The organism is Microbacterium rhizomatis (assembly GCF_008710745.1).
Taxonomy (GTDB): Bacteria; Actinomycetota; Actinomycetes; order Actinomycetales; family Microbacteriaceae; genus Microbacterium; species Microbacterium rhizomatis.
The window spans coordinates 66,728-93,253 of record NZ_VYSA01000006.1 but is presented as its reverse complement, the minus strand read 5'-3'; the positions used below and the strand labels follow the sequence as shown (position 1 = coordinate 93,253).

28 protein-coding genes are annotated in these 26,526 nt (G+C 69.8%); 18 read left to right on the top strand and 10 right to left on the bottom strand.

All coding sequences use genetic code 11. The features are described 5' to 3' along the window. Positions 1-18 precede the first annotated feature (18 nt). Positions 19-1,014, top strand: a complete 996-nt coding sequence (locus F6B43_RS18680; protein ID WP_150450529.1) for a Gfo/Idh/MocA family protein — start codon at positions 19-21, stop codon at positions 1,012-1,014. Between the two features lie 115 nt (positions 1,015-1,129). Here F6B43_RS18680 and F6B43_RS18675 read toward each other — a convergent pair whose 3' ends face one another. The 4 genes from F6B43_RS18675 to F6B43_RS18660 form a co-directional block, all read right to left on the bottom strand. Continuing rightward, complete coding sequence (locus F6B43_RS18675) at positions 1,130-2,002, bottom strand: ThuA domain-containing protein (RefSeq protein ID WP_150450528.1); 873 nt, start codon at positions 2,000-2,002, stop codon at positions 1,130-1,132. A gap of 34 nt (positions 2,003-2,036) precedes the next feature. Next, positions 2,037-3,053, bottom strand: coding sequence for a sugar phosphate isomerase/epimerase (locus F6B43_RS18670; RefSeq protein ID WP_246160053.1), 1,017 nt, complete (start codon positions 3,051-3,053; stop codon positions 2,037-2,039). A gap of 14 nt (positions 3,054-3,067) precedes the next feature. Beyond that, complete coding sequence (locus F6B43_RS18665) at positions 3,068-3,481, bottom strand: hypothetical protein (RefSeq protein WP_150450526.1); 414 nt, start codon at positions 3,479-3,481, stop codon at positions 3,068-3,070. Between the two features lie 67 nt (positions 3,482-3,548). Beyond that, positions 3,549-4,823 (bottom strand): ROK family protein, encoded by a 1,275-nt coding sequence (locus tag F6B43_RS18660; protein WP_150450525.1) that lies wholly within the window; start codon positions 4,821-4,823, stop codon positions 3,549-3,551. Between the two features lie 107 nt (positions 4,824-4,930). On the opposite strand from F6B43_RS18660, the gene F6B43_RS18655 reads away from it, so the two are divergent. The 12 genes from F6B43_RS18655 to F6B43_RS18600 all read left to right on the top strand — a co-directional run bounded on the left by F6B43_RS18655 (position 4,931) and on the right by F6B43_RS18600 (position 17,648). Continuing rightward, positions 4,931-5,971, top strand: a complete 1,041-nt coding sequence (locus F6B43_RS18655) for a Gfo/Idh/MocA family protein (RefSeq protein WP_150450524.1) — start codon at positions 4,931-4,933, stop codon at positions 5,969-5,971. Continuing rightward, positions 5,968-6,768, top strand: coding sequence for a coiled-coil domain-containing protein (locus tag F6B43_RS18650; protein ID WP_150450523.1), 801 nt, complete (start codon positions 5,968-5,970; stop codon positions 6,766-6,768). Before F6B43_RS18655 ends, F6B43_RS18650 begins: the two co-directional genes overlap by 4 nt. A gap of 106 nt (positions 6,769-6,874) precedes the next feature. Then, complete coding sequence (locus F6B43_RS18645) at positions 6,875-7,894, top strand: VOC family protein (RefSeq protein ID WP_150450522.1); 1,020 nt, start codon at positions 6,875-6,877, stop codon at positions 7,892-7,894. Between the two features lie 69 nt (positions 7,895-7,963). Beyond that, positions 7,964-8,929 (top strand): fumarylacetoacetate hydrolase family protein, encoded by a 966-nt coding sequence (locus tag F6B43_RS18640; protein WP_150450521.1) that lies wholly within the window; start codon positions 7,964-7,966, stop codon positions 8,927-8,929. Next, the gene (locus tag F6B43_RS18635; RefSeq protein WP_211368205.1) at positions 8,926-9,936 is read left to right on the top strand and encodes a cyclase family protein; all 1,011 of its coding nucleotides are present in this window, start codon (positions 8,926-8,928) and stop codon (positions 9,934-9,936) included. The genes F6B43_RS18640 and F6B43_RS18635 overlap by 4 nt, the downstream gene beginning before the upstream one ends. Positions 9,937-9,975: 39 nt before the next feature. Next, positions 9,976-11,112, top strand: a complete 1,137-nt coding sequence (locus F6B43_RS18630; RefSeq protein ID WP_150450520.1) for an FAD-dependent monooxygenase — start codon at positions 9,976-9,978, stop codon at positions 11,110-11,112. After that, on the top strand, positions 11,109-12,140 hold the full coding sequence (locus tag F6B43_RS18625; RefSeq protein ID WP_150450519.1) for an amidohydrolase family protein: 1,032 nt from the start codon (positions 11,109-11,111) through the stop codon (positions 12,138-12,140). Before F6B43_RS18630 ends, F6B43_RS18625 begins: the two co-directional genes overlap by 4 nt. Continuing rightward, complete coding sequence (locus F6B43_RS18620; RefSeq protein ID WP_150450518.1) at positions 12,137-13,135, top strand: fumarylacetoacetate hydrolase family protein; 999 nt, start codon at positions 12,137-12,139, stop codon at positions 13,133-13,135. The genes F6B43_RS18625 and F6B43_RS18620 overlap by 4 nt, the downstream gene beginning before the upstream one ends. A gap of 157 nt (positions 13,136-13,292) precedes the next feature. Then, positions 13,293-14,792: an MFS transporter gene (locus F6B43_RS18615; protein ID WP_150450517.1), complete on the top strand. Its 1,500-nt coding sequence runs from the start codon at positions 13,293-13,295 to the stop codon at positions 14,790-14,792. Positions 14,793-14,812: 20 nt separating this feature from the next. Continuing rightward, positions 14,813-16,387: a GMC oxidoreductase gene (locus F6B43_RS18610; RefSeq protein ID WP_150450516.1), complete on the top strand. Its 1,575-nt coding sequence runs from the start codon at positions 14,813-14,815 to the stop codon at positions 16,385-16,387. 4 nt (positions 16,388-16,391) lie between these two features. Beyond that, positions 16,392-17,174: an SDR family NAD(P)-dependent oxidoreductase gene (locus F6B43_RS18605; RefSeq protein WP_150450515.1), complete on the top strand. Its 783-nt coding sequence runs from the start codon at positions 16,392-16,394 to the stop codon at positions 17,172-17,174. Between the two features lie 78 nt (positions 17,175-17,252). Next, positions 17,253-17,648, top strand: coding sequence for a hypothetical protein (locus F6B43_RS18600; RefSeq protein WP_150450514.1), 396 nt, complete (start codon positions 17,253-17,255; stop codon positions 17,646-17,648). Between the two features lie 39 nt (positions 17,649-17,687). On the opposite strand, the gene F6B43_RS18595 is transcribed toward F6B43_RS18600, so the two are convergent. After that, positions 17,688-17,933 carry a hypothetical protein gene (locus tag F6B43_RS18595; RefSeq protein WP_150450513.1) on the bottom strand — a complete coding sequence of 82 codons (246 nt, stop codon included), beginning with the start codon at positions 17,931-17,933 and terminating at the stop codon, positions 17,688-17,690. Between the two features lie 90 nt (positions 17,934-18,023). On the opposite strand from F6B43_RS18595, the gene F6B43_RS19700 reads away from it, so the two are divergent. Next, a complete protein-coding gene (locus F6B43_RS19700; RefSeq protein WP_170285744.1) occupies positions 18,024-18,164 on the top strand; it encodes a hypothetical protein in 141 nt (46 codons plus the stop codon). A 645-nt stretch (positions 18,165-18,809) separates the two neighbouring features. Here F6B43_RS19700 and F6B43_RS18590 read toward each other — a convergent pair. Next, complete coding sequence (locus tag F6B43_RS18590; RefSeq protein ID WP_150450512.1) at positions 18,810-19,307, bottom strand: O-acetyl-ADP-ribose deacetylase; 498 nt, start codon at positions 19,305-19,307, stop codon at positions 18,810-18,812. Between the two features lie 148 nt (positions 19,308-19,455). On the opposite strand from F6B43_RS18590, the gene F6B43_RS18585 reads away from it, so the two are divergent. Next, entirely contained in the window at positions 19,456-20,316 is an 861-nt protein-coding gene (locus F6B43_RS18585) for a fumarylacetoacetate hydrolase family protein (RefSeq protein WP_150450511.1), read from the top strand. A 220-nt stretch (positions 20,317-20,536) separates the two neighbouring features. Here F6B43_RS18585 and F6B43_RS18580 read toward each other — a convergent pair whose 3' ends face one another. Continuing rightward, on the bottom strand, positions 20,537-21,172 hold the full coding sequence (locus F6B43_RS18580; protein ID WP_150450510.1) for a hypothetical protein: 636 nt from the start codon (positions 21,170-21,172) through the stop codon (positions 20,537-20,539). Between the two features lie 317 nt (positions 21,173-21,489). After that, positions 21,490-22,476 carry an aldo/keto reductase gene (locus F6B43_RS18575; protein WP_150450509.1) on the bottom strand — a complete coding sequence of 329 codons (987 nt, stop codon included), beginning with the start codon at positions 22,474-22,476 and terminating at the stop codon, positions 21,490-21,492. 120 nt (positions 22,477-22,596) lie between these two features. Here F6B43_RS18575 and F6B43_RS18570 point away from each other — a divergent pair, with 120 nt between their 5' ends. The 3 genes from F6B43_RS18570 (at position 22,597) to F6B43_RS18560 (ending at position 24,918) form a co-directional block, all read left to right on the top strand. After that, entirely contained in the window at positions 22,597-24,009 is a 1,413-nt protein-coding gene (locus F6B43_RS18570; RefSeq protein WP_150450508.1) for a S8 family serine peptidase, read from the top strand. A 210-nt stretch (positions 24,010-24,219) separates the two neighbouring features. Next, positions 24,220-24,627 (top strand): glucose-6-phosphate dehydrogenase, encoded by a 408-nt coding sequence (locus tag F6B43_RS18565; RefSeq protein WP_150450507.1) that lies wholly within the window; start codon positions 24,220-24,222, stop codon positions 24,625-24,627. An 84-nt stretch (positions 24,628-24,711) separates the two neighbouring features. Next, positions 24,712-24,918: a three-helix bundle dimerization domain-containing protein gene (locus F6B43_RS18560; RefSeq protein WP_150450506.1), complete on the top strand. Its 207-nt coding sequence runs from the start codon at positions 24,712-24,714 to the stop codon at positions 24,916-24,918. Between the two features lie 94 nt (positions 24,919-25,012). Here the strand turns inward: F6B43_RS18560 and F6B43_RS19695 are convergent, their stop codons facing one another. Then, the gene (locus tag F6B43_RS19695) at positions 25,013-25,171 is read right to left on the bottom strand and encodes a hypothetical protein (RefSeq protein WP_170285743.1); all 159 of its coding nucleotides are present in this window, start codon (positions 25,169-25,171) and stop codon (positions 25,013-25,015) included. Positions 25,172-25,252: 81 nt separating this feature from the next. Beyond that, positions 25,253-26,509, bottom strand: coding sequence for a citrate/2-methylcitrate synthase (locus tag F6B43_RS18555; RefSeq protein ID WP_170285742.1), 1,257 nt, complete (start codon positions 26,507-26,509; stop codon positions 25,253-25,255). Positions 26,510-26,526: the final 17 nt, after the last annotated feature.

Here is a 26,526-nt window from a genome sequence, read left to right as displayed (position 1 = left end):
ACCGAGCGGGGACGGCCGATGACCGGGTCGACCCTGGGCATCGGGGTCCTCGGGGCTGCCGGCATCGCCGAACGCGCCATCGTCGAGCCCGCGCGTGAGCTGGATGGCGTCCGTGTGGTGGCGATCGGCGCGCGCGACCCGGAACGCGCCCGCGCCGCGGCCGACCGCCTCGATGTGCCCGAATCCGGCGACTACGAAATGGTCCTGAACCACCCCGACATCGATCTGGTCTACCTCCCTCTGCCGTCGACGGTGCAGGCGCAGTGGGCGGTGCGGGCGCTGCAGGCGGGCAAGCACGTGCTGTGCGAGAAGCCGCTGTCGGCGAACGGCACGACCGCGGCCGCGATCGCCGCTGCCGCCGATGCGGCCGGCCGACGCGCCTTCGTGGGGTTCCACTACCGTCTGCACGGCTTCACGGGCCGGCTGCTGGAGGTGCTCACCTCTGGCGTGCTCGGCGATATCGAGCGCGTCGAGTTCGACTACAGCATCCCTCATTTCGTCGTCCAGCCGGGCAATATCCGCCTGGACGGCGCTCTGGGCGGCGGGTCGTTCATGGATGTCGGCTGCTACGCCGTCGACCTGATGCGCGCCGCGTGGGGAGAGCCCGCGGTGGTCTCGGCCGACGCGCTGCTGTACCCCGGCGACCCGCGGGTCGACCTGCGGACGGACGTCGAGCTGGTGCTGCCCGGCGGCATCCCGGCGTACGTCCGCTCATCGTTCATCGGCGACGACAAGGGCAGTATGTCGCTGCGCGTGACGGGGACGGCTGCGCACCTGGAGGCGACGAGCGTCATCGTGCCGCAGTGGGGCGCCGTGCTGCGCGTGACCGCGGGCGACCGCGTGCTCATCGAAGACAAGGCGGTCGACGGCGAGAACAGCTACGCGCGGCAGCTGGAGCACCTGGTCGGCGTCTTGCGCGACGGCACACCCAGCCCGCTGGATGCTGCGCTGGGCGTCGGAACCATGACCATCGTCGACGACGTCTACTGGGCCGCCGGTCTGCAACCGCGCTGAGCGGGTGCCCGCCTGCCGTCCCGCCGTCCCGCCCGCCCGGCCGTGTCCGCAAGGTGGCCGCCACGCGCTGCGCCGGCGACCATCCTCCGGACATGCGCGAGCGTGCGGGCCGCGCTCAGCCCTCGTGGTTGTAGTACGGCCAGGGCAGGAACCGGCGCTCGCCGCGGCGATCGGGGCCCTCGAGCGCGACCGCTCCGGTCGCGGCCCATTCGACGCCGCGCGGGAACATGCGGATGAACTCGATGCGGCGGAACGTGTCGATGTCGTGGCCGATCGTGATCGTGAAGGAGCGCCCGGCGCCGTACTCGTTGATCCAGGCGATCGGCTGATCCGTGTTCATCCCGTTGAGTGCGGCGATGCCGCCCTCGGGGATCACGACCGGATAGTGCGACATCGGCCAGACCGGCGCGTTCTCGTAGGCGTCGAGGTCGTCGAACGTGGTGAGCAGCACCTGCGTGCCCTCGTAGAGCTCGACCCCGGTGAGGATGTCGTCACCGGTGACGGTCCACGTCGCGGTGATGCCCTCGGTGATCGGATGCCGCGGCTCGGCCGTCTTCAGGAGCGCTTCGCCCCAGGGGCGAGGCCGTAGGCCCGTCTCGTACGCGCTGAGCTTCGCGCCGCGCATGACGTTGTACTCCTCGGGGTAGCCCCACGAGTCTTCCTGCACGGCAGAGCCGTGGAACCAGACGATGCCTTTGCCCTCGTCGTGGACGAAGCGCAGGATCGCCGCGTCCGTCTCGGCACCGAAGCCCGTGGCTTTGTCGAAGAAGCCGTCGCGCCCCTCGAAGACGACGATCAGCACGTCGTACTTGTCGATGATCTCGGCCGTGAGCCCGCGAGGATCCTCGACCACGCGGACGCGGAATCGCCCGGTGTCTTCCAGCAGGGCGGTGATCCACTGATTGTGGGCCCGGAAGCTCCGGTGCTCGTTGTCGTGCTCGCGGGTCATATGGCCCGAGAGGATCAGCGCGTTCAGGACGTCTGGCATGTGTTGCTCCTGTGGGTGGGAATGGTGGGCGGGTTCATGTGCTCGCGGCTGCGCCGTCCGCGAGGGCGGCGCGTGCGAGGGAGAGATGCCGACGCGTGATGTCAGAGGCATCCTCGTCGTCGAGCCACTCGTGACCGCCCCACTCGCTGGTCAGCGTGCCGCGGAACCCCGTTGACGCGAGCAGGGCGCCGAGGTCGCGCAAGGGTTGCGAGACGCGGTCGGCGGTGTCGTCGAGGTCCCAGAACTTCAGGTGGAAGGCCCCGGTGAGGGGAACGACCCCGCGGAGGTCTTCGGCGCGGGAGCGGCCGAACCGCACCAGGAGGTTCATGTACATCGTCTGCACCCGGCGTGGCACCCCGCCGGACCGCAGCATCCCGACGACGGCATCCATCGTGTCTGATTCGAGCCATGCCGTCCTCAGCCGCGCGAGGAGGTCCGAGGACACGCCGCCGGTGGCGAGGGCATCGAGATAGCTGTCGGGGAGAGCCGGCATCAGCATGCTGACATCGACCAGCAGCCGGACTCGCGGGTCGTCGATCGCAGCGAGAGACTCGATCGCCGCAGCGGTGACGGGGTTCTGCGGGGTCTGCTGGCCCTGGATCTCTTCGTACAGCGTCAGATCGAGCTCGTGCAGGTGCGGCCGCAGGCGCTCGAGGAGCGGGCGGCCCGCCTGACCGATCGGCAGCCGCACCCCTGCCGCGCCGATCCGGTGCGATGTGCGCAGCTGCGGGAGGAGGAACGCGAGACGCTCGTCATCGTCACGCCGTCGCGTCGGGGTCGCCCAGTCGTCCAGGCTCACGCCCACGATGCTGACGGCACCCCCGGCCGTCACGAGAGCCGACGCGAACTCATCTGCCTCTTCGTCGGTCGGGGTGGGAAACGAGCGCCAGAGCTGCCCGAGCTCGACTTCGATCACCGGCGCGACGTCGTCGGCGACGATCCCGACGGCGATGTCGGGAGCCGAGCGCTCGGCGCGGATGACTTCCGGCGTCCAGTTGAACGCGCTCGCCGTGAGAGTCCAGGCGTCGGGGAGGGGCGGATGCTGGGTCACGGGGCACCTCGGGTTCATACGACGTCGCGCGAGACGGTCGGCGCGGATGCCGGGGCGTCGACGACGAGTGAGCGTTCGGCGTGGAAAGGGAGCACGAGCGGGCCGTCCGGCCCCGTCTGCAGGTACGGCACGACGAGGCGGAACGACACCGCCACCTCGTGCGCGCCCTCGCCCGTGGTCCCTCGGGCCGTCACGACGACCCGGTCCTGAATGAACCACCAGGCGTCTTCCCCCGCGAGATCTGTCGGCGGGAGGCTGCGGGTGCCGAGGCTGATCGACGGCGCGGTCACCGGAGCGCCGTCGATCGCGACCTCCAGATCGACGAGGCTCGCGAGCGGAAGCGACCGGATCCACGGGAGCGACAGGCGCAGCGCCATGCCGTCGGCGTTCGATACCAGCGCGTCTTCGCGCAGGATCTCCAGACTCATTTCGGGCCTCTCCTCGACTTCAGGAGAGAACCTACACGCTTATGTCGGTTTTAGTAAGAAGAACTCGTCATCGTGCCGCGGTCACCTGGGCCACAGCATCCAATCGCGGATGCCCCTCGGCGAACCAGTGCGGGAACGTGGCCTCGAACAGCTGCTCGCGAGCGAGCTCGGCACCGCCGCGGAGCGGCTCGCGCTTGTCGTCCACCGACTGCACGATGACGAGATCCCTCGTGGCGAGGGGCAGCGACAGCTCGTAGACCCGCTGGCGCACCTCGGCGAGGAAGACCTCTCCGGCCGAGGTGACGGCGCCGCCCAGAACGATCACGCCGGGATTGAACATGTTGACCAGCGCGGCGACCGTCTCTCCGACCACGCGCGCCGAGCTCTGGATCAGCGCGATCCCGAGTGCGTCGCCGCGCTCGGCCGCGCGCGCGATGATCTCCGGCGTCAGCCCTCCCTCATCGCCGGCGTGCTCGGCGATGAATCCCGTGGCACCCTCGGCGATGGCCTTCTCCGCGTCGCGGATCAGCGCCCACCCTCCGGCCACGGCTTCGAGGCACCCGATCTTGCCGCACCTGCACTGCGCGACCGAGTCGCGGACGCGCACGTGGCCGATGTCACCGGCCGCGCCGTTGGCGCCGCGGTGGATCTTTCCCTGGGAGAGCAGCCCGGCGCCGATTCCCGACCCGATCTTGCAGTAGATCAGGTCTGTGCGCGCGTGACCGCGATGCGCGAATTCGCCGAGAGCCAGCAGGTTGACGTCGTTGTCGACCCAGACGGGGGCGCCGAATCGTTCCTCGAAGAGGCTGCGCACATCGAAGGCGTTCCAGCCGGGCATGATGGGCGGGGCGACCGGTCGCCCGGAGGCGAAGTCGACCGGGCCCGGCACGCCGACCACGAGGGCCCAGATCGGAATCTCCGGGGCGCGCGCCAGCAGTTCGTCGACCATCTCCATCGCGGCGGCGATGGTCTCGTCGGGCCCGCGTGCGATGTCCCACTGCCGATGCGTCTGGTCGACGATGTCGCCCTCCAGTGCCGCGATGCCGACGTGGATGTGCAGGGCGCCCAGAGCGCACACGACGATGCGCCCGCGTTCGGATCGGAAGCGCAGAGTACGCGGTGCGCGACCACCGGAGGAGGGGCCGAGGTCGGCGTCTTCCAGATACCCCATCTCGATCGCCTGATCTACGCGCTGCGTGACGACCCCGCGGCCCAGGCCCGTCAGCCGCCCGATCTCGGGGCGCGTGGCGGCCTCGCCCGTGCGGACCATGTTCACAATGCGCAACAGGCTGGTGAGTTCGTCGGTCTGCGCGCCGAACCTCAACGTGGAGTCAGTTGCCATGGTTGATTCTGACACAACACCTCACGACAAGAGAGCCTTCCGCGCACTCTAGAGTGGAGATGGTGCAGACTTATGCATGGTTTCGACTTTAGATCGAGGGAGATCGCATGCCGTACGGCGTCGGCGTCATCGGGGCGGGCCCGGGGGCGGCTGCCCTCCACCTGCCGACGCTGGCGCGCTTCACGGATCGATTCCGCGTGGTGCACATCGCCGACGCCGGGAGCGGGCGAGCGGCCCACCTCGCCGAGCGGGTCGGCGCATCCGCCTCGACCGGCATCACGGATGCCCTTGCGGACTCCGCCGTCGAGGTGGTGCTGCTGTGCACGCCCCCGCACGAGCATGCCGAGCAGATCCTGGCGGCCGTCTCAGCGGGCAAGCGCGGGGTGATCGTGGAGAAGCCGCTCGCCACGACTCACGAGGCGGCGATCCGCGTCGTGGATGCATGTCGAGATGCGGGGACCGCCCTCCTCGTGGGAACCAACCACCTCTTCGATCCGGCGTGGGAGCGCACGAAGCATCACCTGATCGGCCACAGCGCGCGGGTTCAGACCATCGGCATCAGCGTCGCACTGCCGCCGAACGGGCGGCTGCACGATCTGGTCACCGAATCGGCGCCCGCCACCGCCGCGGCAGGGAGGGGCGCGCCGGACTGGAGCGACCCGCGCGTCGCTGCCGCGGTCGTCCGTCAGCTCGTGCTGGGGCTGGCCGTTCACGACCTTCCGCTCGTGCGCGACCTGGCGCCGCGTATCGAGCAGGTCGTCTACGCCCGGCCCGTGCCGCCCATCGGTTACGCGATCGGCTACCGGGCGAGCGGAGTTCTCGTGCAGCTGACCGCGGTCATGCTGCCCGGTGGCGCGGATGCGCTGTGGCGCATGCGCGTGACGACGCCGGTCGACGTGATCGACGTGGAGTTCCCGCCCGCGTTCGTTCACGCCGGGAGTGCCGCGGTGACCGTTCGCGGCGCCGACGGAGCCATCACCGCCTACCCGCGTGAACCCGACGACGGATACGTGCGGGAGTGGGCGGCGTTCGCCGGGATGCTCGACGGGCACGACGTCGTCGAGTACGACGAGCTCCTCGACGACGCCCACTACGCGATCGACCTCGCCGATGCCGCGGCGCTTCTCATCGAGGAGGGTGGGCGATGACCGCCGTCTCCGTCTGGATCGACAGTGCACGCGGTCACGAGTACGACGTGGCCGTCGCCGAACTCCCGGTACGCGCCCGACGTGCGAGCGTGATCGCGGGTGCGATCGCGGTCGTGGACGGCCTGGACGGCGTGCGCGCCGCGGTGGATGCGGATGCCTCCGCCATCGTCCTCGCCGAGGTCGGCATGGTCGGCGACTCGGCCTGGGCGGCGCTCGGGCCGATCGGAGCCCTCCCGCCCGTGATCGTCGACCGTCGCCTGCTGCGCGCGGACGCGGCCGGCCTCGTGCGGGGCGAGCCGGGCGCGGGCGCTCCTCGATTCGTCACCGTCGAGCTGATCGCTCCGCGTGATCGCCGCGACGAGGCGATCGCGGATGCCGTCGGGTGGGCGCGGGAGCTGGCGGGTTCGGCGTTCGCGCCGGTCGCCGTGTCGGGGACGCCGGGCAGATCGATGGCCCTCCTGATCGGGCCGGATGCGGGTTCGGCGTTCGCCTTGACCGTGAGTCAGGCCGCGGCGCGAGCCCGCGGTGTCCAGCTGCGCGCCACCGCCGTCGCCGAGGAGCGGCGCGAGGTGACGATCGACGAGGATGCCGGCATCCTGCGGATCTCCCGGGCGGGAGCGGAGGGCGAGAGCCTCGCCGGCGCGCGGCGGGAGACCAGGGCTCGACTCGCGCTGCGGCGAGCGATCGACGCTCTCGCCGAGGCCTCGTCGCCGACCGATCTGGCCGACCTCACCGGTGACCGCGCGACCGCGCGCACGATCATCGCCGAGACAGGTGCGGAACGTTCCGAAGCATAAACGAGGTCTATCCCGCGGATAGGCACTCTCACCTTCCCGGATATGTCGAAGTCGAGCGAAAGTGGAAGTCGGGATCACCCGCACGCTCGAATCGAAGGGATCGAAGATGATCAAGCTGCTCTCCCACCTCTCTTATGTGGCCATCACCACGCCGGATGTCGAGGCGTCGGTGAAGTTCTACGAGGAGCAGGTCGGCCTCACCGTCGTCGATCGCGTCGACGGTGCCGTCTACCTCCGGTGCTGGGGCGACTACTACGCGTACTCGCTCGTGGTCCTGCCCGGAGACGAACCCGCCCTCGCGACGATGGCGTGGCGCACCTCGAGCGCCGAGGCGCTCGAGGAGGCCGCCAAGCGCGTCGAGGCCTCCGGCATCCAGGGGGAGTGGCTCGATGACGTGAACAAGATCGGCCGCGCCTACCGGTTCACCGGCCCGTTCGGCCACTCGATGACGCTGCACTGGGACGTCACCCGCCACCAGGCACCCGGTCATGTCGCGTCGATCTACCCGGATCGTCCCGAGAAGCGCAGCAAGATCGCCGGCGCCCCGCGTCAGCTCGACCACGTCACGGTCGCGACGAGCGACGTGGATGCGTTCGTGCAGTGGTACGTCGACGTCCTCGGGTTCCGCTTCATGGCGCGGACGGTGCTCGACGAGGCGCCCATCTCGGTCTTCTCCGTGCTGACCACGAACGAGAAGTCGCACGACCTCGGCGTGGTCCTCGACGGGTCGACCCGCGCGGGGCGCGTGAACCACTACGCGTTCTGGGTCGACACCCGCGAAGAGCTCCTGATCGCCGCAGACACCCTGATGGAGAACGGCATCCCGATCGAGTACGGGCCCAACATCCACGGCATCGGCGAGCAGACCTTCCTGTACTACCGCGAGCCCTCGAGCCTGCGCATCGAGCTGAACACGGGCGGCTACCGCAACTACGTCCCCGACTGGGAGGCGAACACCTGGAAGCCGTCTCAGGGGTCGAACAACTTCTACCGCAACGGCGCGATGCCGATGTCGATGACCGAGTCGTTCCCGCCCGCAGACGGCCCGAGCGCGACGGAGGAGGGCGTGCCGGAAGAGATCCGGGATGCGCTCCTGAACCCGTACGCTCAGCACGGGCGAGGCTGACGCATCGGCCGGGCGGCAACGCCCGGCCGACTCCGATTCGGAACCGCAACGACGCGAGGAGATCGCATAATGACTTCGACCGGACTGACCGCGCCCTTCGCGCTCGCACGATTCGGCGAGGGATCCGAGGCGCGCCTGGGCCTGGTGGCCGCAGACCGCATCCGCCCGCTCACTTCCGCCGATCTCGGCGCGGCAGACCTCAACGCGTTCCTCGCCGCCCCCGACTGGACAAGACTGCAGACCCTGGCAGTACGCGACGACGAGGAGTGGATGCCGCTGGCGAGCGTCCGGCTGACCGCCCCCGTGCAGCCCCGCCAGGTGCTGCAGGCGGGCGCGAACTACCGCGAGCACGTGATCGAGCTCGTCGCGGCGGGGCTGACCCAGAACTCGGATCGCACGCCGGACGAAGCGCGTGCGTTCGCCGCCAAGATGATGGACGACCGTGCGGCCAGCGGAGAGCCATACTTCTTCATCGGCCTGCCCGCGTGCGTGGTCGGCGACGACGTGCCCCTCGTGCTGCCCGCCTACAGCGACGTGCACGACTGGGAGCTGGAGCTGGCGATCGTGATCGGCCGCGAGGCGTTCCGCGTCTCGCGCGAGGACGCGCTCGAGCACGTCGCGGGGTACACGATCGTGAACGACATCACGACGCGGGATCTCGTCTTCCGGAAGGACATGAAGGAGATCGGCACCGACTGGTACCGCGCGAAGAACGCACCAGGGTTCCTGCCGACCGGGCCGTTCCTGGTGCCGGCGCCGTTCGTGAACGGCGGCGATCTGACCGTGCGACTGGAGCTCAACGGCGAGCTCAAGCAGGACGGATCGACCAGCGACCTGCTGTTCGACATCGCCGCGCTGGTTTCGGGTGCGAGTCAGACGATGCCGCTCCTGCCGGGCGACCTCCTGCTGACCGGAAGCCCTCCGGGGAACGGGCAGCACTGGAAGCGGTTCCTGCGCGACGGCGATGTGATGACGGGCACGATCGAAGGGCTCGGCACGCAGGTCGTGCGGTGCGTGGCGGAGGCCGGCCGTTGAGCGAGCGCGGCGAGTCGAAGCGTCCGTCCGAGAACCCGGCCGACATCGACCGTACCGATCCGGGCGCCGAGATCGCCGCCCGCGTGGAGGCGTTCCGCAACTGGGGGCGCTGGGGAGATGACGACGTGCTGGGCACGCTCAATTTCATCGACGCGGCGAAGCGCGTCGAGGCCGCCGGGCTTGTGACCGACGGCACCGTGATCTCGCTGTCGCAGTCTTTCGACACCGACGGGCCGCAGAAGGGGTGGCGCCGACGCACCAACCCGGTGCACACCATGACCGACACCGGTGTGGACGCCGAGCGCGGCAACCAGGGGTTCCCGCACGGGATCGGGGGCGCCGACGACGTGATCGCGATGCCCCTGCAGTGCTCGACGCAGTGGGACGGCCTGGGGCACATCTTCGACCACGGCTTCGCGTGGAACGGACGGCGTGCCGGCGACGTCGTCACGAGCGAGGGCGATCTGGTGACGGGCATCGAGCACGCGGCATCCGTCGTCGTCTCCCGCGGTGTGCTCCTCGACGTCGCAGGTCACCTCGTTCCCGAGACGGGCGAGCTGCCCGACGGTTATGCGATCAGTGCGGCCGAGTTGGATGCCTGTGCCACCGCGCAGGGCGTCTCGATCGGTCGCGGCGACATCGTCCTGGTCCGCACCGGCCGATTGGCCCGTGCGCGCCGCGAGGGGTGGGGCGACTACGCGGGAGGACCGTCCGCGGGCCTCTCGCTCACGACCGCGGGCTGGCTCCACCGCACCGAGATCGCCGCGATCGCCACCGACACGTGGGGCTTCGAGGTGCGCCCGAACGAGTTCGACGTACCGTCGTTCCAACCGCTGCACCAGGTCGTGATCCCGAACATGGGCCTCACGATCGGTGAGATGTGGGACCTCGACGCGCTCGCCGCGTCCTGCCGGGAACGAGGGCGCTGGGAGTTCCTGCTCTCCGCACCACCGCTGCCGATCACGGGAGCCGTAGGCTCGCCGATCAACCCCGTGGCGATCTTCTAGCAAGCATGATGCACACCCCAGGAACAGAGAGGTTCTGACATGACCGCAGTCCACAGAGTCGCCATCGCCGGGAGCGGAGTCGCGGGGCTCGCCACCGCGATCCAGCTCGCGAAGGCCGGCGTCGAGGTCGACGTCTTCGAGTCCAAGCCCGAGCCGACGGCGCTCGGGTCAGGGATCTCGCTCCAGGGCAACGCGCTGCGCGTCTTCGACGCCCTCGGCGCGTGGGACGACATCCGCGCCGCCGGGTATCCGTTCGAGGGCCTGCACCTGCGCGCCCCCGGCCCCGGAGCACCGATCGTCGCGGCGCTGCCCGATGTGAAGACGGGCGGGCCCGACTATCCCGCCGCGATGGGGATGCCCCGGCCCGAGCTCACCCGCATCCTGCTCGCGCACGCCGAGCAGGCCGGCGCCCGCATCCGGTTCGGCGCGAAGGTGACCGGTATCGACGCGCGCTCGGATCACACGGTCCAGGTGTTCGTGAACGACGAGTCCGCGGGCGAGTACGACCTGCTGGTCGGCGCCGACGGCGTGCACTCCTCCGTTCGTGGGCTCATCGGGATCGACACCGTGCCCAAGCCGACCGGAATGGGCATCTGGCGCACCTTCGTGTCGCGCCCCGCCGAGGTCGAGCGCAGTGAGCTGTACTACGGCGGACCGGTCTTCATCGCGGGCTACACGCCCACAGGTGAGGACTCGATGTACGCGTTCCTGGTCGAGAAGGCACAGGATCGCGCCGGCGTCTCGGACGAAGAGGCGACGAACATCATGCTCGAGGAGTCGCGGGCCTACGACGGCCCGTGGAACTCCATCCGCGACGATCTCGCCGCCGGCGCGCACGCGAACTACACGTGGTTCACGCAGCACATCGTGGCAGAGCCCTGGAACCGCGGCAGGGTCGTCATCATCGGCGACGCCGCGCACAGCTGCCCTCCCACGATCGCCCAGGGCGCGGCGCAGGGCCTGGAAGACGCGCTCGTGCTCACCGAGCTGCTCGTCGGGCGGGATGCTGTCGACCAGCCCCTCTGGGACGAGTTCCACGCCCGCAGGATTCCGCGCGCGACAGCGATCGTGGAGGCGTCCGTCCAGCTCGGCCAGTGGCAGCTCGACGGAGTGCGCGACGCGGACGTTCCCGGGCTCATGTTCGGGATCGCGCAGAAGATGGCGCAGCCCGCATGAGCGATGACACTTCCCGCACGAATCTCGTCATCGACGTCCACGCGCATCTCCTCCTCCCCGGAATGGGAGCCGAGGTCGAGCGCCGAGCACCCGAGGGCGTCGCCGAGGCGGCTGATCTCGATCGCCGCCGCAACGGTCTCGAGAGCCTCAAGGCATCGGGGGCGATGATCGGCGCGCGGTTCCCGAAGCTCACCGACATCGGAGCACGCCTCGCGGCGATGGACGAGCAGGGCGTCGATCAGCAGTGGGTGAGCGTCTCGCCGAACCACTTCTACCCGTGGGCGAACGAGGGGCTCGCCGGGTGGGTCGCGGGTGAGACCAACCGCCTGATCGCCGAGCACGTGGCCCTCGCCCCCGACCGCCTCACGGGGCTCGGAGTGGTGCCGCTCCAGCATCCGGACCGGATCGTCGAGTACCTGGATGACGCGGTCCTCGGCCGGGGCCTCGCCGGTGTCGAGATCTCGTCGTTCGCCGGCGACGTCGAACTGTCGGATCCGCGGCTCGAGCCCTTCTGGGCGCGGGCGTCCGAGCTGGGCTGCGTCGTCTTCCTGCACCCGTTCGGATGCAGCCTCGACGAGCGGCTCGATCGCTTCTACCTGTCCAACACCGTGGGGCAGCCGACCGAGAACGCGGTCGCGCTCTCGCACCTGATCTTCGCGGGCGTCCTCGACCGCCACCCCGACCTCAAGATCGTCGTGGCGCACGGCGGAGGCTACCTGCCGTTCGCGATCGGTCGGTCGGATCGGGCGTGGCGGGTGCGCCCTGAGGCGCACGGGTGCGCGCACGAGCCGTCGAGCTATCTGTCGAAGCTGTGGTTCGACACGGTCGTGCACGACCCTGCGGGGCTGCGCCATCTCGTCGAAGTCGCCGGGGGAGCGCATGTGCTGCTCGGCAGCGACTTCCCGTTCGACATGGGGCTCGATGACCCGGTGGCCTTCGTCCGCAGCGCGGGGCTGCCGGTCGAGATCGAGCGCCGCATCCTCGGCGAGAGCGCCGAGGCGCTCGTCGGAAGCCGGGTACGGGCATGAGGATCGCGCGCTGGGAGCATGGCCCGCGGTCGTTGAGTGAGGAGCGCGACGGACCGAAACGCGGCGAGGGTTTCGTCATCGACGACCAGGTCGTGCCCTTCTCCGACGGATTGACGGTGGCCGACGTGCTCGCACGCGGGGTGGATGCCGCGCACGCCCTCCTCGCGCAAGCCTCGGCGCCCGGCGTTCCACTCGCGGACGTCCGGCTGCTCGCGCCGCTCGTCCCCGCGGCGATCCGCGATTTCGTGGCGTTCGAGGAGCACGTCGAGGGGGTCAGCGCCTCGGTCGACGGAAAGAGCGAGGTCGTGCCCGAGTGGTATCAGGCGCCGACGTTCTACTTCACCAACCCGCACACCGTGCTCGGCCCGGGCGACCCGGTCTCGCCGCCCGTGACGGAGCGCCTCGACTTCGAACTCGAGATCGCCGCTGTCATCGGGGCGGTGCCGGGATCGGACGGGGCGAACCTGACGGCTGCGGCTGGAGCGTCCCACATCTTCGGGTACACGATCATGAACGATTGGTCGGCGCGCGATCTGCAGTCGCGTGAGATGAAGGTGCGGCTGGGTCCGGCGAAGGGCAAGGACTTCGGTACGACCCTCGGCCCCTGGATCGTGACGGCGGACGAGCTCGCCGGCTATGTCGACGACGACGGCTTCCTCGCCGTCGAGGCGCAGGTCTTCGTCAATGACGTGGTGATCGGCCACGACCTCGTCTCGAACATGGGGTGGCCCTTCGGCGAGCTCGTTGCCTACGCGTCGCGCAACTCGCGTGTCGTGCCCGGAGACGTGCTCGGCTCCGGGACCGTGGGGAACGGCGGATGCCTCGGCGAGCTGTGGGGTCGTGCGGGCGCGCTCACTCCGCCCCCGCTGGCTGAAGGCGACGTCGTGCGCATGGTCGTCGAGGGGATCGGTGAGATCTCGGGTCGCGTCGGTCGCGCGGTGGCGGCACCGGAGCTCGCCTCGGCGCGCTCCCGCTCGCGCGCCCGCAGCCGCTGAATCCTTCACCCGGCATCCGCTTTGGTTGAAAAGGCACATAAGTAGGTCTATAATGGACGTGACGTCGGGATCCGTTCTGGATCCGTTCCCGGACGTGACGCAGCGCCCGGGGCACACCCGGTCGCGTCGACGGCCCGATCTCTCGGGCAGACCGCGAATGACACTCACCCCCTGGAGACTGCGTCTCCTCCTCGTCTCCCTGCTCACCGTCTCGTTCCTCGGTGCACTCGATCACACGGTCGTCGCCACATCCCTCGCGACCATCGCGGGTGATCTGGGCGCCGTACAGCAGATGAGCTGGGTGATCGTGTCGTACACGCTCGCCAGCACCGTCATGCTGCCGGTGATCGGCAAGCTCGGCGACCTGCTCGGTCCGCGGCTGGTCTTCCTGTCGTGCCTCGTTCTCTTCCTCGCCGCGTCGCTGTTCTGCGGGCTCGCGCAGGACATCACCCAGCTCGCGCTGGCCCGGGTGGCCCAGGGCATCGGCTCTGCGGGCCTGCACCTGATGCCCCAGACGATCATCGGATCGGTCGTTCCCCCCCGTCAGCGACCCCGGGTGCTCTCGATCATCGGCGCGGCCTTCCCGATCGCGATCCTGGTGGGCCCGCTCCTCGGCGGTGTGATCACCGACACGTTCGGCTGGCGATGGATCTTCTGGGTCAACATCCCCGTCGGACTGCTCGCGCTCGCGCTCGCCGTCGTCGCCGTGCCCCACATCGACGGGCGCACGGGCAGGCGGTTCGACATCGCCGGTGCTGTCACGCTGGGCACCGCGGTCACCGCGATGGTGCTGGCCGCGAGCTGGGCGAGCAGCGACGGCTGGAGCATCCACCCGCCGATCGTGATCGCCGGGGTCGTCGCATTCGTCGCGCTGGCCGCGTTCATCTCGATCGAGCTGCGCGTGCCCGAGCCGCTGGTGCCGCTGCGGCACTTCGCCGACCGCACGATCCTGATCTGCATCGTGCTGTCGGCCGTGATCGGCGTCGGGCTCTTCTCGATCGTCTCGTACGTGCCCACCTACATCCAGATGGCGTACCGCACGTCGGCCACGGTGTCGGGGCTCGTCCCGATCGCGACCGTGTTCGGGATGCTCGTGAGCACCCTCGTCACCGGGTGGCTCGCCAGTCGCTCCGGGCGCTACCGCCCCTTCCCGATCATCGGCACCACGCTCGCGGCCACGGGTCTCCTCGTGATGGCGTTCCTGCCCGCCGGTCTGCCGCTCTGGGTGCCGATGGCCGCGATGGCGCTCGTCGGTGTCGGCACGGGCGCGTTCATGAACATCCTGGTCGCGGTCGCGCAGAGCGCCGCACCGCGCAGCGACACCGGAAGCGTCACCGCGACGGTGAGCCTGGTACGCCAGATCGGGTCGACGACGGCGACCGCGATCGTCGGCGGCGTGATCGGCGCCGGCGTCGCGGTCGGACTGCCGGCGAGCCTGGATGCGGCGACCCTCACGCCCGCCGTCGTGCACGCATCGTCGGCAGCCGCGCAGGCCGAGGTCGCCCAGGTGTATTCGAGCGTGCTGGGGCCGATCTTCATCGCCCTCGCCATCGCGTACGCCGTGGGGATCGTCGCGGCGCTGCTGCTGCCCAGGGGGCGACTGTCCGAGGATTTTGAACCGCAACCCGTCACCGCGCCAGAGACGGCCGCCGCGTGAGCACTCGAAGAGGAGACGACATGTCACACACCCCCACCATCGCCATCGTCGGCAGCGGACCGATCGGATCGGCCTACGCCCGCGTGCTCGCAGAGTCGCTCCCGGAGGCTCGGGTCGTGATGTTCGAGGCCGGTCCGCAGCTCACCGCGATCCCGGGCGAGAGCGTTCGCAACATCGCCGATCCGGATGAGAAGGAGCGGGCACGCGAGATGTCGCAGGGCCCGCAGGCCGGTGCGCTGCGCGAGTCGCTCGGCATCCCGGCCGGTGTCGTGGTGGAGGGCATGTTCACCGCACGCCAAGGTACGCACCTGCTCGATTTCGGCGGCGAGGGCTCGAGCCACGCCCCCACGTTCCCTGCCGGGGCGGCCTCGACGAACGTCGGCGGAATGGGTGCGCACTGGACGTGCGCGACCCCCTCGCCCGCGTTCAGCGAGAAGATCGCGTTCATCCCCGACGATGAGTGGGACGACCTTCTCGAGACGGCCAAGGGCCTCCTCCACGTGCAGAGCGCGGCGTTCGCGGACTCGGCCGTCGGTGAGGGCATCCGATCGCTCCTCGAGGAGGAGTTCGGAGCCGAGCTGCCCGAAGGGTACGGCCCGAGCACCCTGCCGGTCGCCGGCGACCCGCAGCCCGACGGCTCGATGAGGTGGGCGGGCGCGGACGTCGTGCTCGGCCCGCTCGTGGACGCATCGTCGCCGCTGAGCGCGCGCTTCGAGCTGCACGATCTGAGCCTCGTCCGCCGGGTCGTCGTCGAAGACGGACGCGCGATTGGGGTCGAGGTCGAAGACCTCCGCACGCGGCAGTCCCGATTCGTCGCCGCCGATCTGGTGGTCGTGGCCGCCGACGCGTTCCGCACTCCGCAGCTGCTCTGGGCCTCCGGCATCCGTCCGGCCGCCCTCGGCCACTACCTCACCGAGCACCACGTCGTCATCACGACGGTCGCACTCGATGCCGATCGGATCGGCCGCTTCGCGACCGAGGCGGATCTGGATGCCGAGATCGCGCGCCGCTCGATCAACCCGGTCGATCCGGTGGCCGCTGTCAACCGCATCCCCTTCTCCGAGCCCGATCACCCCTTCTCCCTCCAGGTCATGTACGCCGAGAACCCGCCCTTCCAGCTCGACCCAGCCCACCCCGCCTCCGGCAACCGCTGGGGGTACGTGAACATGGGCTACGGCGTGCGCAAGCGCCCGAGGTTCGAAGACGGCGTCACGTTCGACGATGCCGAGCTCGACTACCGCGGGTTCCCGAACATGACGATCGAGTACGCCCTGACCGACGCCGAGAACGCCGAGATCGACGAGGCGACCGTGCACCTTCGCAGAGCCGCCGCCGCCCTCGGCACGTTCGTCGCCGAACCACGGCTGCTGCCGAACGGGTCGAGCCTGCACTACATGGGAACCACCCGGATCGGCGAGACCGACGACGGCGAATCCGTGGCGGATCCCTGGTCTCGCGTGTGGGGCATCGACGGGCTCGTCGTGGGCGGCAACGGCGTCATCCCGACCGCCAACACGATGAACCCGACCCTGATGAGCGTGGCGGTCGCCGTGCGGGGCGCACGGAAGGCCGCGGAGCGGCTCGCCGGGTCGTGATGCGATGAGCTCCGATCTCGCGCCCGATTCGCTGTTCTCCTGCGCCGGTCAGGTGGCGATCGTCACAGGCGGGGCCTCCGGCATCGGCCTCGCGAGCGCCGAGGCGCTGGCGGCCGCGGGTGCGCGGGTGCTGATCGCCGGGCTCGCGGCGAGCGACCCCTCGGCCGCGGCGGCCGAGCTGGCGTCGCGGGGTCTCGAGGTCGCGGGGATCGTCGGCGATGTGACGGATGCTCCGTTCCTCGCGTCGCTGGTCGACGCGGCGCTCGCGCGCTGGGGGCGGCTCGACACGGTCGTGGCGAACGCAGGGGCCGCGCTCGATGATCCCCACGCGGAGAGCGGCATCGAGGGGTTGGAGCGCATGTTCGCCCTCCACGTGCGGTCAGTGAGTCAGCTCGCCGAGATCGCGGTACCGGCGATGGCCTCCGCCGGCGGCGGGTCGTTCATCGTGATGTCGAGCATCGCGGGGCTGCGCGGCAACCGCGTGCTCGCCGGCTACGGAGTGACGAAGGCGGCGAACGCCCAGCTGGCCCGCAATCTCGCCGTGCGGTGGGGCGACCGCGGCATCCGTGCGAACGCGATCTCGCCCGGTGTCATCGCGACAGCCTTCGCTCGCCCGATCACCGACGATCCGGCCGCCGCGCCCGCACGACTCGCAAGAACCCCCTTGGGCCGTTTCGGGACGCCGGACGAAGTCGCCGGCGCGGTCGTGTGGCTCGCGTCCCGGGCGGGTGCGTTCGTGAGCGGGCAGAACATCGTGATCGACGGCGGAACCGTCATCTCGGACTGAACCGGCCCGCCCGCCACGTCGTGTCTCAGGGGAGAGGCCTTCGCCGAGGAGGGCCCGACGAGAAGCGGGTGGTGTCACATGGCTGAGAGCAACCGAGCCGCGCTGTGGGTTCTGCGCATCCTGAGCGGGATCGTCTTGATCGCGACGGGCGCGATCCATCTGTACCTCGTGATGAACGGCACGGGCGGTGTCCTGGGCATCGCGTTCGTCCTGAACGCGATCGCCGGATTCGTCCTCGGGATCGGGATGCTGGTGCTCCGCGGCGTCCTGCTCGGGCTCGCGAGTGTGCTGAGCCTGCTGTTCCTGATCGCGACGCTCGGCGCGCTGCTGCTCGCCCTGACGGTCGGGCTGTTCGGGATCACCGAGAGGTGGGACTACACCCTCGTGCCGCAGTCGGTGGTCGTAGAGTCACTCGGGATCGTCGTGCTCGCCGTCACGACGACGGTCGTCTTCCGCTCGCGCTCCACCGCCTAGTCGTATCCGAGCGACGAGGATGTCGCCCGCTCGGCGTCGTCACGCGCTCGACCTCCGCCGGGCGAGAACCACGATGATCCCGAGTCCGGACACGAGAGCGACCAGGCCGGGCACGAGCGCTCCGAAGACGTTGCCGCCCAGCGGCAGCACCACGGCGAACCAGATGCCGGCGAGCATGAAGATCCCCGCGGTGATCCATGCGATCGCGTGCGAGGCTGCGCCGTCGCGACCGCCTCGGTTCGTCAGATCTCGTGTTCCGTCTGCGTCCATGCGGGGGTCTGACATAGAAAGGAAATATATCAGTATTCTTTAGGGAACGAGTCTGTCCGTGGTGAATCGGGCCACTCCTGCGCCCGCGAACCTTAGGCTGACGGGATGAGCGAGCGCACTGCGGATCCGCTGGCATGCCCGACGTGCGGTGACCCGCTGAGGTTCGAGATCCTCGACGACGAGCGGTTCCTCGTCGCGTGGTCGTGCGTGAACTGCGGCCTGATCCGCACGACCGAGCCCGTCTGATTCGCCGCACCCCGCACCCCTCCCATCGATCGCCGCGCCGCAGCACCCGCACCGCCGCAGCCCCCGCGATGCACAACGCAGGACCAATCGGCCCGCCCGGATGTCCCCACCCTGGATTTCCGGGGCAGCACGCCGAGCCCGGCGCCATCCGTCCTGCGTTGTGCATCGGGCGGGCCGCTCGCCGCACCGCCGCACCGGCACCGCCGTACCCCTACCGCCGCAGCACCCGCACCGTCGCAGCCCCCGCCCCGCCGCAGCCCCGCGATGCACAACGCAGGACCAACCGGCCCGCCCGGATGCCCTGACCCCGGATTTCCGGGGCAGCACGCCGAGCCCGGCCCTATCCGTCCTGCGTTGTGCATCGCGCGGCCCGCTCGCCGCACCGCCGCACCGGCACCGCCGCAGCACCCGCGATGCACAACGCAGGACCAACCGGCCCGTCAGGATGCCCTGACCCCGGATTTCCGGGGCGGCACGCCGAGCCCGGCCCTATCTGTCCTGCGTTATGCATCGGGCGGGCCGCTCGCCGCACCCCGACCAGCGCTTGGCCTGCCTGGGCGCCGCGGTCGACGACCCCGGCGGGGTGCCCGAGGCCGCGATGTGGAACACGCCAGCCCCGACCGGTCACGGGCGAGACCGCGGGATTCACCCCAGGGCGGCCCGCAGCTGTGCGAAGACGTCGTCGGTGTAGGCGACGAGGCGAACATCGGCGACATCGGTCGGCGCCGCGGTGATCGTATCGATCGCGGCGGCGATCGCGTCCGCGCGTGGCCATCCGTACACACCGGCGCTGATGAGCGGAAAGGCGACGCTCGCCAGGCCGAGCTCGTCGGCGACTTCGAGCGAGCGGGCGTAGCAGGACTCGAGCAGCGCGCGATCGCGCTCGCCCGCGGTGTAATTCGGCCCGACGGTGTGGATCACCCAGGATGCCGTCAGTTCGTGCCCGTGGGTCCAGCCGGCGTGGCCGGTCGCGAGGCCCTGTGGGAAGCGCTCGATGCACTCGCGCAGGAGGGCGGGGCCGGCGGCGCGGTGAATCGCTCCGTCGACACCCCCTCCGCCGCGCATGCGGTTGTTCGCGGCGTTCACGATGGCATCGACATCCTGCTGTGTGATGTCGCCTTGGATAACCGTGACAGTGACCATATCGTCAGTCTCCCCGCATCGCCCCGACGAGCACATAGTCTGGGTGGGTTCTGCCTCCGCAGATCCCCCGGGGTGCTCGAGGCAGTGCGCGGATTCGCCGAGGCTCAGGCCCGGCAAGAATGACTTCTCACACGAACAGGAGCGCACCGTGCGCACAGCCAATCTCTCGGATCGCCTCGTTCTGGTCGCGGGCGAACACGCCCTCGATGTCGAACGGGCCAGCGCTGGGCGGTTCGCCGCCGACCCCGCCGCTGTGTTCGACCGATGGGCCGAGTTCGTCGAGTGGGCGGGCACCGTCGACGTGGAGTCGCACGCGGATGCTGTCGCCTTCGCGCCCGCGGATCTGAAGGCCCCGTCGCCCCGCCCCCGGCAGATCATCGCGGTGGGCCTCAACTACGCGGACCACGCGAGGGAATCGGGGCTCGCGATCCCCTCGCATCCCGTCGTGTTCACGAAGTTCGCGTCAGCGGTGACGGGGCCGGACGCCGATGTGCGCCTGCCCGGCGACACGGTGGATTGGGAGGTCGAGCTCGTGGTGGTGATCGGCGCCGGCGGTCGGAGCATCCCGGTCGATGAGGCTCGCGAGCGTATCGCCGGGTACACCGTCGGTCAGGATCTGTCCGAGCGCACCGTGCAGTGGCGCGGCGAGCCCGCGCAGTTCAGCATGGGGAAGTCGTTCGAGGGCTTCGCCCCGACGGGTCCGGTGGTCGTGACCCTCGACGAGTTCGATGACCCCGACCGGCTTTCCCTGACGACGACGATCGTCTCGGCCGACGGCACCGAGTCGCGCGTACAAGATGGGTCGACCGCAGAACTGATCTTCCCGATCGCCGACCTCATCAGTCGTCTCTCGCATACGGTCGAGCTGCTGCCGGGCGACCTCGTCTTCACCGGCACTCCGCCAGGGGTGGGCGCCGGCATGAAGCCGCCGCGGTTTCTGGTGGACGGCGACACGCTGATCACTGAGATCGGCGGGATCGGGCGGATCACCCAGCGCTTCCACGCCTGAGGGGCTCCTCAGGGGCCGCGCGGTTCGTCAAACGACCGTGACGTTTTCGGCGCGTGAGCCTGCCTCGGTCGCGACTGCTTGATTCGCCCGCGGAGAGCTGCGAATCCGAGCATCGACGACTGACTCGATCGCGACAACGTGATGCTTCTTGATGCTTCGGCCATCTGCACCCGCCCGTGAATCGCGCGGGCGGGTGCAGCCGGCGCCTACCCTTGGATCATCAGAAGGAGCAGGGCAGGGTTGCCGTTACTCCCCGAACGGAACGGTTATCCGGGCTGATCGTGCCGACCCCGTAGTAGTCGGAATTGAAGCCATACGTGCAGATGTTGCCGTTGGTGCCGATGCCCCACCAGTTGCCGCTGTTCGGTACAGGGATCGCGTTGCGCCCGCGTTCTTGGTTGGCTCCGTAAAGCCCAAGGGTGAACCCTCGACCGCTGGAGCACTCCCTCGAGACCATCGCTGAGCCGAATACGACGGGTCGATTGCCTGCCTTGGTGGGCGCGTCAACCGTCATGGACACCGTGCAGACAGCGGGTTGCACGGGAAGAGTCGAGGGTTCTGTGAATACGGTGGTCACCGCATCCGTGTAGACGATCTGCACGGTTTCCCCTTCCGCGGGGATGATGGGGAATTCGGTGTTGTCTGCCACGTACGCCTCGCCCCTCTCGTTACTGGAGATGACCCGCTTGTTCACGGGGAGCGGGGCGGGGTGGTCGACGTAGATGATGCGGTCCGGCGTGTCTTCGGGTGGGGGAGCGTCGCTCGATGCCGAGCCGGACGCTGAGGCGCCGATGGCCGAGCTGAGGACGAGCGCGACGACAGCGGCGAGCGTTGCCGTGACCTTTGCAGACTTCATTGAATGCCTCCGGATGGAATGGCGATCGGGATGCTCGACGCATGCGAGCTCATGTGTCAGTACTGTAATGTACATTACCTGCGCTCTCGGGACTCTGTGGATAACCGCACCATCGCGGCCACCCGTGGTCACGGTTCCGTCCTCTGTTGTTGCAACGCGATCTGCACCGCGAAGACGGCGATGCCGTTGCCCAAGCGCTAGCGGGCGCAATTCGGCGAATCAGCCATCCAGGGTCGGTAGGCCGGCCCACTACTCGGGCGCGGCCAGACGGTCGCGAGACCAGCGCAATGCTCAGAGGCCGGATTTCAGCGGACGGGCTACCAGGCGTAGGCCTCCGGAGCCTGGCCGCCCGGACCGGGGAACAGCTCGTCGAGCCGGCGAAGGTCGTCTTCAGAGAGTTGGATGCTGAGCGCCGACACCGCCGACTCGAGCTGCTCGACCGTGCGGGGTCCGATGATCGGACCCGTCACGCCGGGCTGGTGCAGGAGCCATGCGAGGCCGAGGGCCGAGGGCGTCCACCCGCGCTCCCGAGCGAACGCGTCGTACGCGTCGAGCTGGTCCTTGCGCTCGGCGCGGGCAGAGGTGACCCGATCGGCGTTCGAGCGGGCGTTCGGATCGGTCGACCCGCCGCTCAGCAGACCGCCGGCCAGCGGCGACCAGGGGAGGATGCCGAGTCCGTAGTTCTGCGCCGCCGGGATCACTTCGAGCTCGATCGACCGCTGCACCAGGTTGTAGAGCGACTGTTCGCTCACGAGCCCCAGGAAGTTGCGGTGCTGGGCGATCTCGTTCGCTTGCGCGATGTTCCACGCGGCGAAGTTCGAGCTGCCGGCGTAGATCACCTCGCCGCGCCCGACGAGAACCTCCATCGACTGCCACAGCTCGGGCCACGAGATGTGCCGGTCGATGTGGTGGAACTGGTAGAGGTCGATGCGATCGGTCTGGAGGCGGCGGAGCGACCCGATGGCCTCGCGGCGCACCTGCCACGCGGATGCGCCGCGAGCGTTGACGACGTCGCCGTCGGGCGTCGGATCGACCATCGGCGAGTGCACCTTGGTGGCCAGCACGATGTCGTCGCGCACTCCAGGGCGCGCGGTGAACCAGCGGCCGATGATCTCTTCGGTCGCGCCGCGCCCGCCCGATCCGCCGTACCCGTTCGCGGTGTCGAAGAAGTTGACGCCGAGCTCGAGCGCCCGGTCCATGATGGCGAAGGCATCCTCTTCGGACGTCCTGTCGCCGAAGTTCATCGTGCCGAGCACGATGCGCGAGACCTGCGTGCCGGTGCGGCCGAGCTGGGTGTATTCCATGATGCTTCCGATCCGTCGTCGTCGAGCGGGCGCGCGGGATGAGCGCGCAGGCGGGGGATACGTTCGATGCTAGGCCGCTGGGGGATGACCCGGGCCGGGTCATCCGGCCATACTGGCCGCATGACCGGTCCTGACGGCGCTCTGGCAACGAGCGGCGACGCCTCGGAGAACTTCCTGCGCACGGCGTTCGACCCGTCCAGCGGTGAGCTGAGGGTCGCGCGGACGGGCCGCATCTGGGAGGCGATCCTGACGGCTCAGGATGCCGGCCGTCAGGGTGCCGGCGCGCTCGTCGCGATCCTCGACGGCGAGTTCGATCTCACGATGATCCCCGCGGGGCGTGTCCATCCGGCATCGCAGGTTGCGGCATCCCCGCCATCGGAGACGGGGCGCCACGGCACCGTTGTCGCACTGCTCGTGCTCGCTGCCGCCCCCGCCGCGCAGGTGCTGCTGATCGACGTGATGGCCGGACCGTTCGTGCGGCCCGACAAGGTCGCCGCCGGCCTGGCGCGCGCCGCAGAGTGCGGGGCGGCCATCGTGAACCTCAGCGTGGAATTCCCCACCGACTGCTCACGACGCGATGCGACCTGGATCGACTCATCGCTCGCGCTCGAGATCGACCCCGATCCCGCTCGTTTCCTCCCTCAGGTTGACGCGTGGATCGCCCACGCCGAGCCGTACGCGGGCAGCAGGTGCGCCCGCGCGTGCGAGGTCTGCGACGCCCTCGGGCGTCTGCCCGACGGCGTGCTCGTGGTCGCGGCATCCGGGAACATCCGTGACCAGGTGTGCCCGGCGTGCTTCGCCGGGGCGGTGGGGGTGGGATTCCAGCGCACGCAACGCGTCGACGTGGGAGGAGTCGTGATCACGGCGTCCGGGCTTCCGGAGACCTCGATGGGGAGCCTCGTGACGCCGGAGCTGGTGGTCGAGGAGCCGCCGGGATTCCGCGGAACGAGTTTCGCCAGTCCGCTGGTCGCCGGGCTCGCCGCGACGCTCGCCGACCCCGCCGAGTTCGTCGCGACGGCCCGGTTGCCGTTCGCGCTCTCGCCGCTGCTGATGCTGGCGAACCTGTTCGCCCAGCATCCCGAATCGGTGACAGCGCGCGCCGTCGCCACCCTCCACGAGGGGTTCCTGCGATTCGCGGCCGCGATTCCCGCCCCGCACCGGCACTGGGAGGAGGCGAGTGTGACCTCACCCTGCGCACTCTGCGCGCTCCTCCTCGTCGACTGGTACGACGCGTTCAGCGCGAGCCTCCTGGCGGGAAGCAGTGAAGAAGGGATCGAGCGGGGACTCGGGATCGCGCGCATCGCCGCGGTGCTCGCCCCGCGATCGGCGAGCACCGCGGGAAATGTCGGCGCGGGATGGAAGCGGTCGGCGGACTTCGTCACGGGCCCCGAGCGCGCAGCGCGTCTGGAGCGCGCACACACGTACTTCGCGCGAGCCGCCGAACTCGCGCCCGAGGTCGCGGTGTACGGCACGCTTCGCGACGGTCTCGCGCATCCCGCTCCGCCGGACTCGCGGTCGCGCCCTGACCGATAACGCCTCGCCGCGCGGACGGAGAGATCAGGTCAGGCTTCACTGTCGGCCTGACTCGTGCCGGCGATCATCGAATTCGTCTATGCAGATCTGGCGCGCGACCCCCGACGCGTCGCGGTTCTGGCGGATCGGGCTCCGTCGAACCGAGCGGTGGCCCCGGCAGGCCGCTGCGTCGCCTACCGTGGAGGTACAGCGTCGCTCGAAGGGCAGGGCATGAAGATCGTCGCAGCAGCCGACTGGCGAGACCGGATCCCGTTCGAGACCCCGATGATCGTCGCCGAGATCTCTCCGGGCGAGCCTGCCCGATGCGCGATCTGCGGCGCCGACTCGGCGCTGCGTCCACGCACCCAACTGTGGGCGTTCAAGCACCGGCATCCGAAGAATCACGACGGGTTCGTGCGCTTCTACTGCGCTGAGCACGTTCCACCCGCCGTGGTCGCGGTCGCGCCGCCGGTGCACGAACGCATCGCGCCGCGCCGCGAGCGTCGGGTCTCGGCGCCGCGTGCCGCGGCAGTGGTCGAGCGGCCCCCGACGCTGTGTCCGGACTGCTTCGTCGAGGTGCCGGCCTCGGGAATCTGCGGCATGTGCGGCAACGTGGTGACGGCGCCCGCCGCGGGGTGAGGCAGTCCACGGTCCGTCCTATGCGGGCGCATCGAGAAGGGCTATCGTTTCTCGCAGCCCTTGCCCCTCGCCGCGGAGGTCGACGTGACACACGACAATTCCGATGACGGTGACGCTCTCGAGCAAGTGGTGGTGAGGCTCACGGGTCGTTTCCCGGACCTCGCCGTGGACACGGTGCGAACGACCGTGACCGAGGTATACGCCTCGTTCGCGGACGCGCACGTGCGCGACTTCCTGCCGGTGCTCGTAGAGAACGAAGCGAAGAAGCAGCTCAAGTCGCTCGCCCGGTGAGGCGTGCCCGCGGCGCGTGCGGGCCGCTGTCCAGGAAGATCGGTCGGCCGCGCTCTGTGGCAGGGCGGCTGCCCGGCGTGACGCCGGCGGCGCGCTAGCCCTTCTCGCGCGTCTGCCGGAACGCCAGGGCGAGGGCGAGCGAGACGCAGACGATGCCGGCGAAGAAGATGAGTCCCTGCCAGGAATCGACCGTGAAGGCGAAGCCGAAGAGGTACATGCCGCCGAGGAACAGAACGATGTACAGGATGAACATGGCGACCTTCGTGTCGGTGGGCTCCGTCGTGTGGGCCCTTCGATCGTACCGACAGCCGCGGCATCCCGCGCAACCGCGCGGTCAGCGACGCGAGGGGATGCGGGGGCCGGTGTAGCGGGACTGCGGTCGCAGGCGCAGGGCGGGTCGAGAGTATTCGTCGATGATGTGCGCGATCCAGCCCGCGGTGCGCGAGACGGCGAAGACGAGCTCGCCCGCGTCGCGGCGCATCTCGGCGCCGACGATGAGGCTCGCCAGGGCGAGGTCGAGGTTGAGGGGGCGCGGGCTGCGAGCCGAGACGACGGCGATCAGCCGGTCGGCGGCGCGGAGGGCCGGTGCAAAGCCGGGCGCCGGGCGCATCGCATCCAGCAGGAAGCGCGCCCGCGGGTCTTCGTGCCGGTAGACGACGTGGCCGAAGCCGGGGATCAGGCCCGTCTCGCTGAGCTGGCGGGCGAGGGCGTGCTCGGCGTTGCCGGTGCGGATCGTCTCTTCGATCATGATCGACGCGGGGATGCTCGCACCCCCGTGCATCGCGCTGTCGAAGCTGCTCAGCGCAGCGGTGACGGCCGAATACGGGTTCGCTCTCGCCGAGGCCGAGACCCGGGCCGCCATCGTCGAGAGGGCGAGGTCGTGCTCCATGCACAGCACCATCGTCGCGTCCAGCAGGCGGAGGTGCTGCGACGTGGCCGGACTCGGCGAGAGTGCCGGCCACAGCCGCTCAGCGAGCGAGGCATCCGGGGCAGCCGGCGCGCCGAGGGCGGGGAGACTGTCGACCATGGTGGCGATCATGTGGCGGCCGGCATCGCGCACGGCGGCCGGGCCGGTGGCGTCGCGTACCGGATCCCAGGAGCCGCAGATCGCCACGGCGAGAGGAAGCTGATCGATCGTCCGCGTCGCAGGCCCGAGGGATGCCGCGGCGCGTCGCACGGCGGAGACCACGTCAGGCCGGCTGACGAATCGGTCGTCGAGATCGTCGTGCGGTGCGGATCCCGCCCACAGGAACCGCGCTGCATCCTCGAAGGGCAATCTGCGCGCGATGTCGGTGGCCGGCCGCCCGCGGAAGTACAGCTCGTCGTCTTGGATGGACGCCAGGTCGGACTCCAGCACCATGAGGGGCTTGCCGAGTGTCGCCCTGCCCTCGTCCGGCGCCGCGCGGCGATGTCGCGACGCGGCGAAGGCCTCGACGTCGAGCGGATCGAAGGTGGAGCCGCCGTCTTCGGACGGCTCGCTGACGAGGAGCCCACGAGCGACGTAGGCGTACAGCGTCTCGCGCTTGATCTTCAGGCGCGACGCCACCTGTGCGGTACTCAGGCGGGGGAGGGGGGTTGATTCGATCAACATTCGTTTGCTCCCGATCA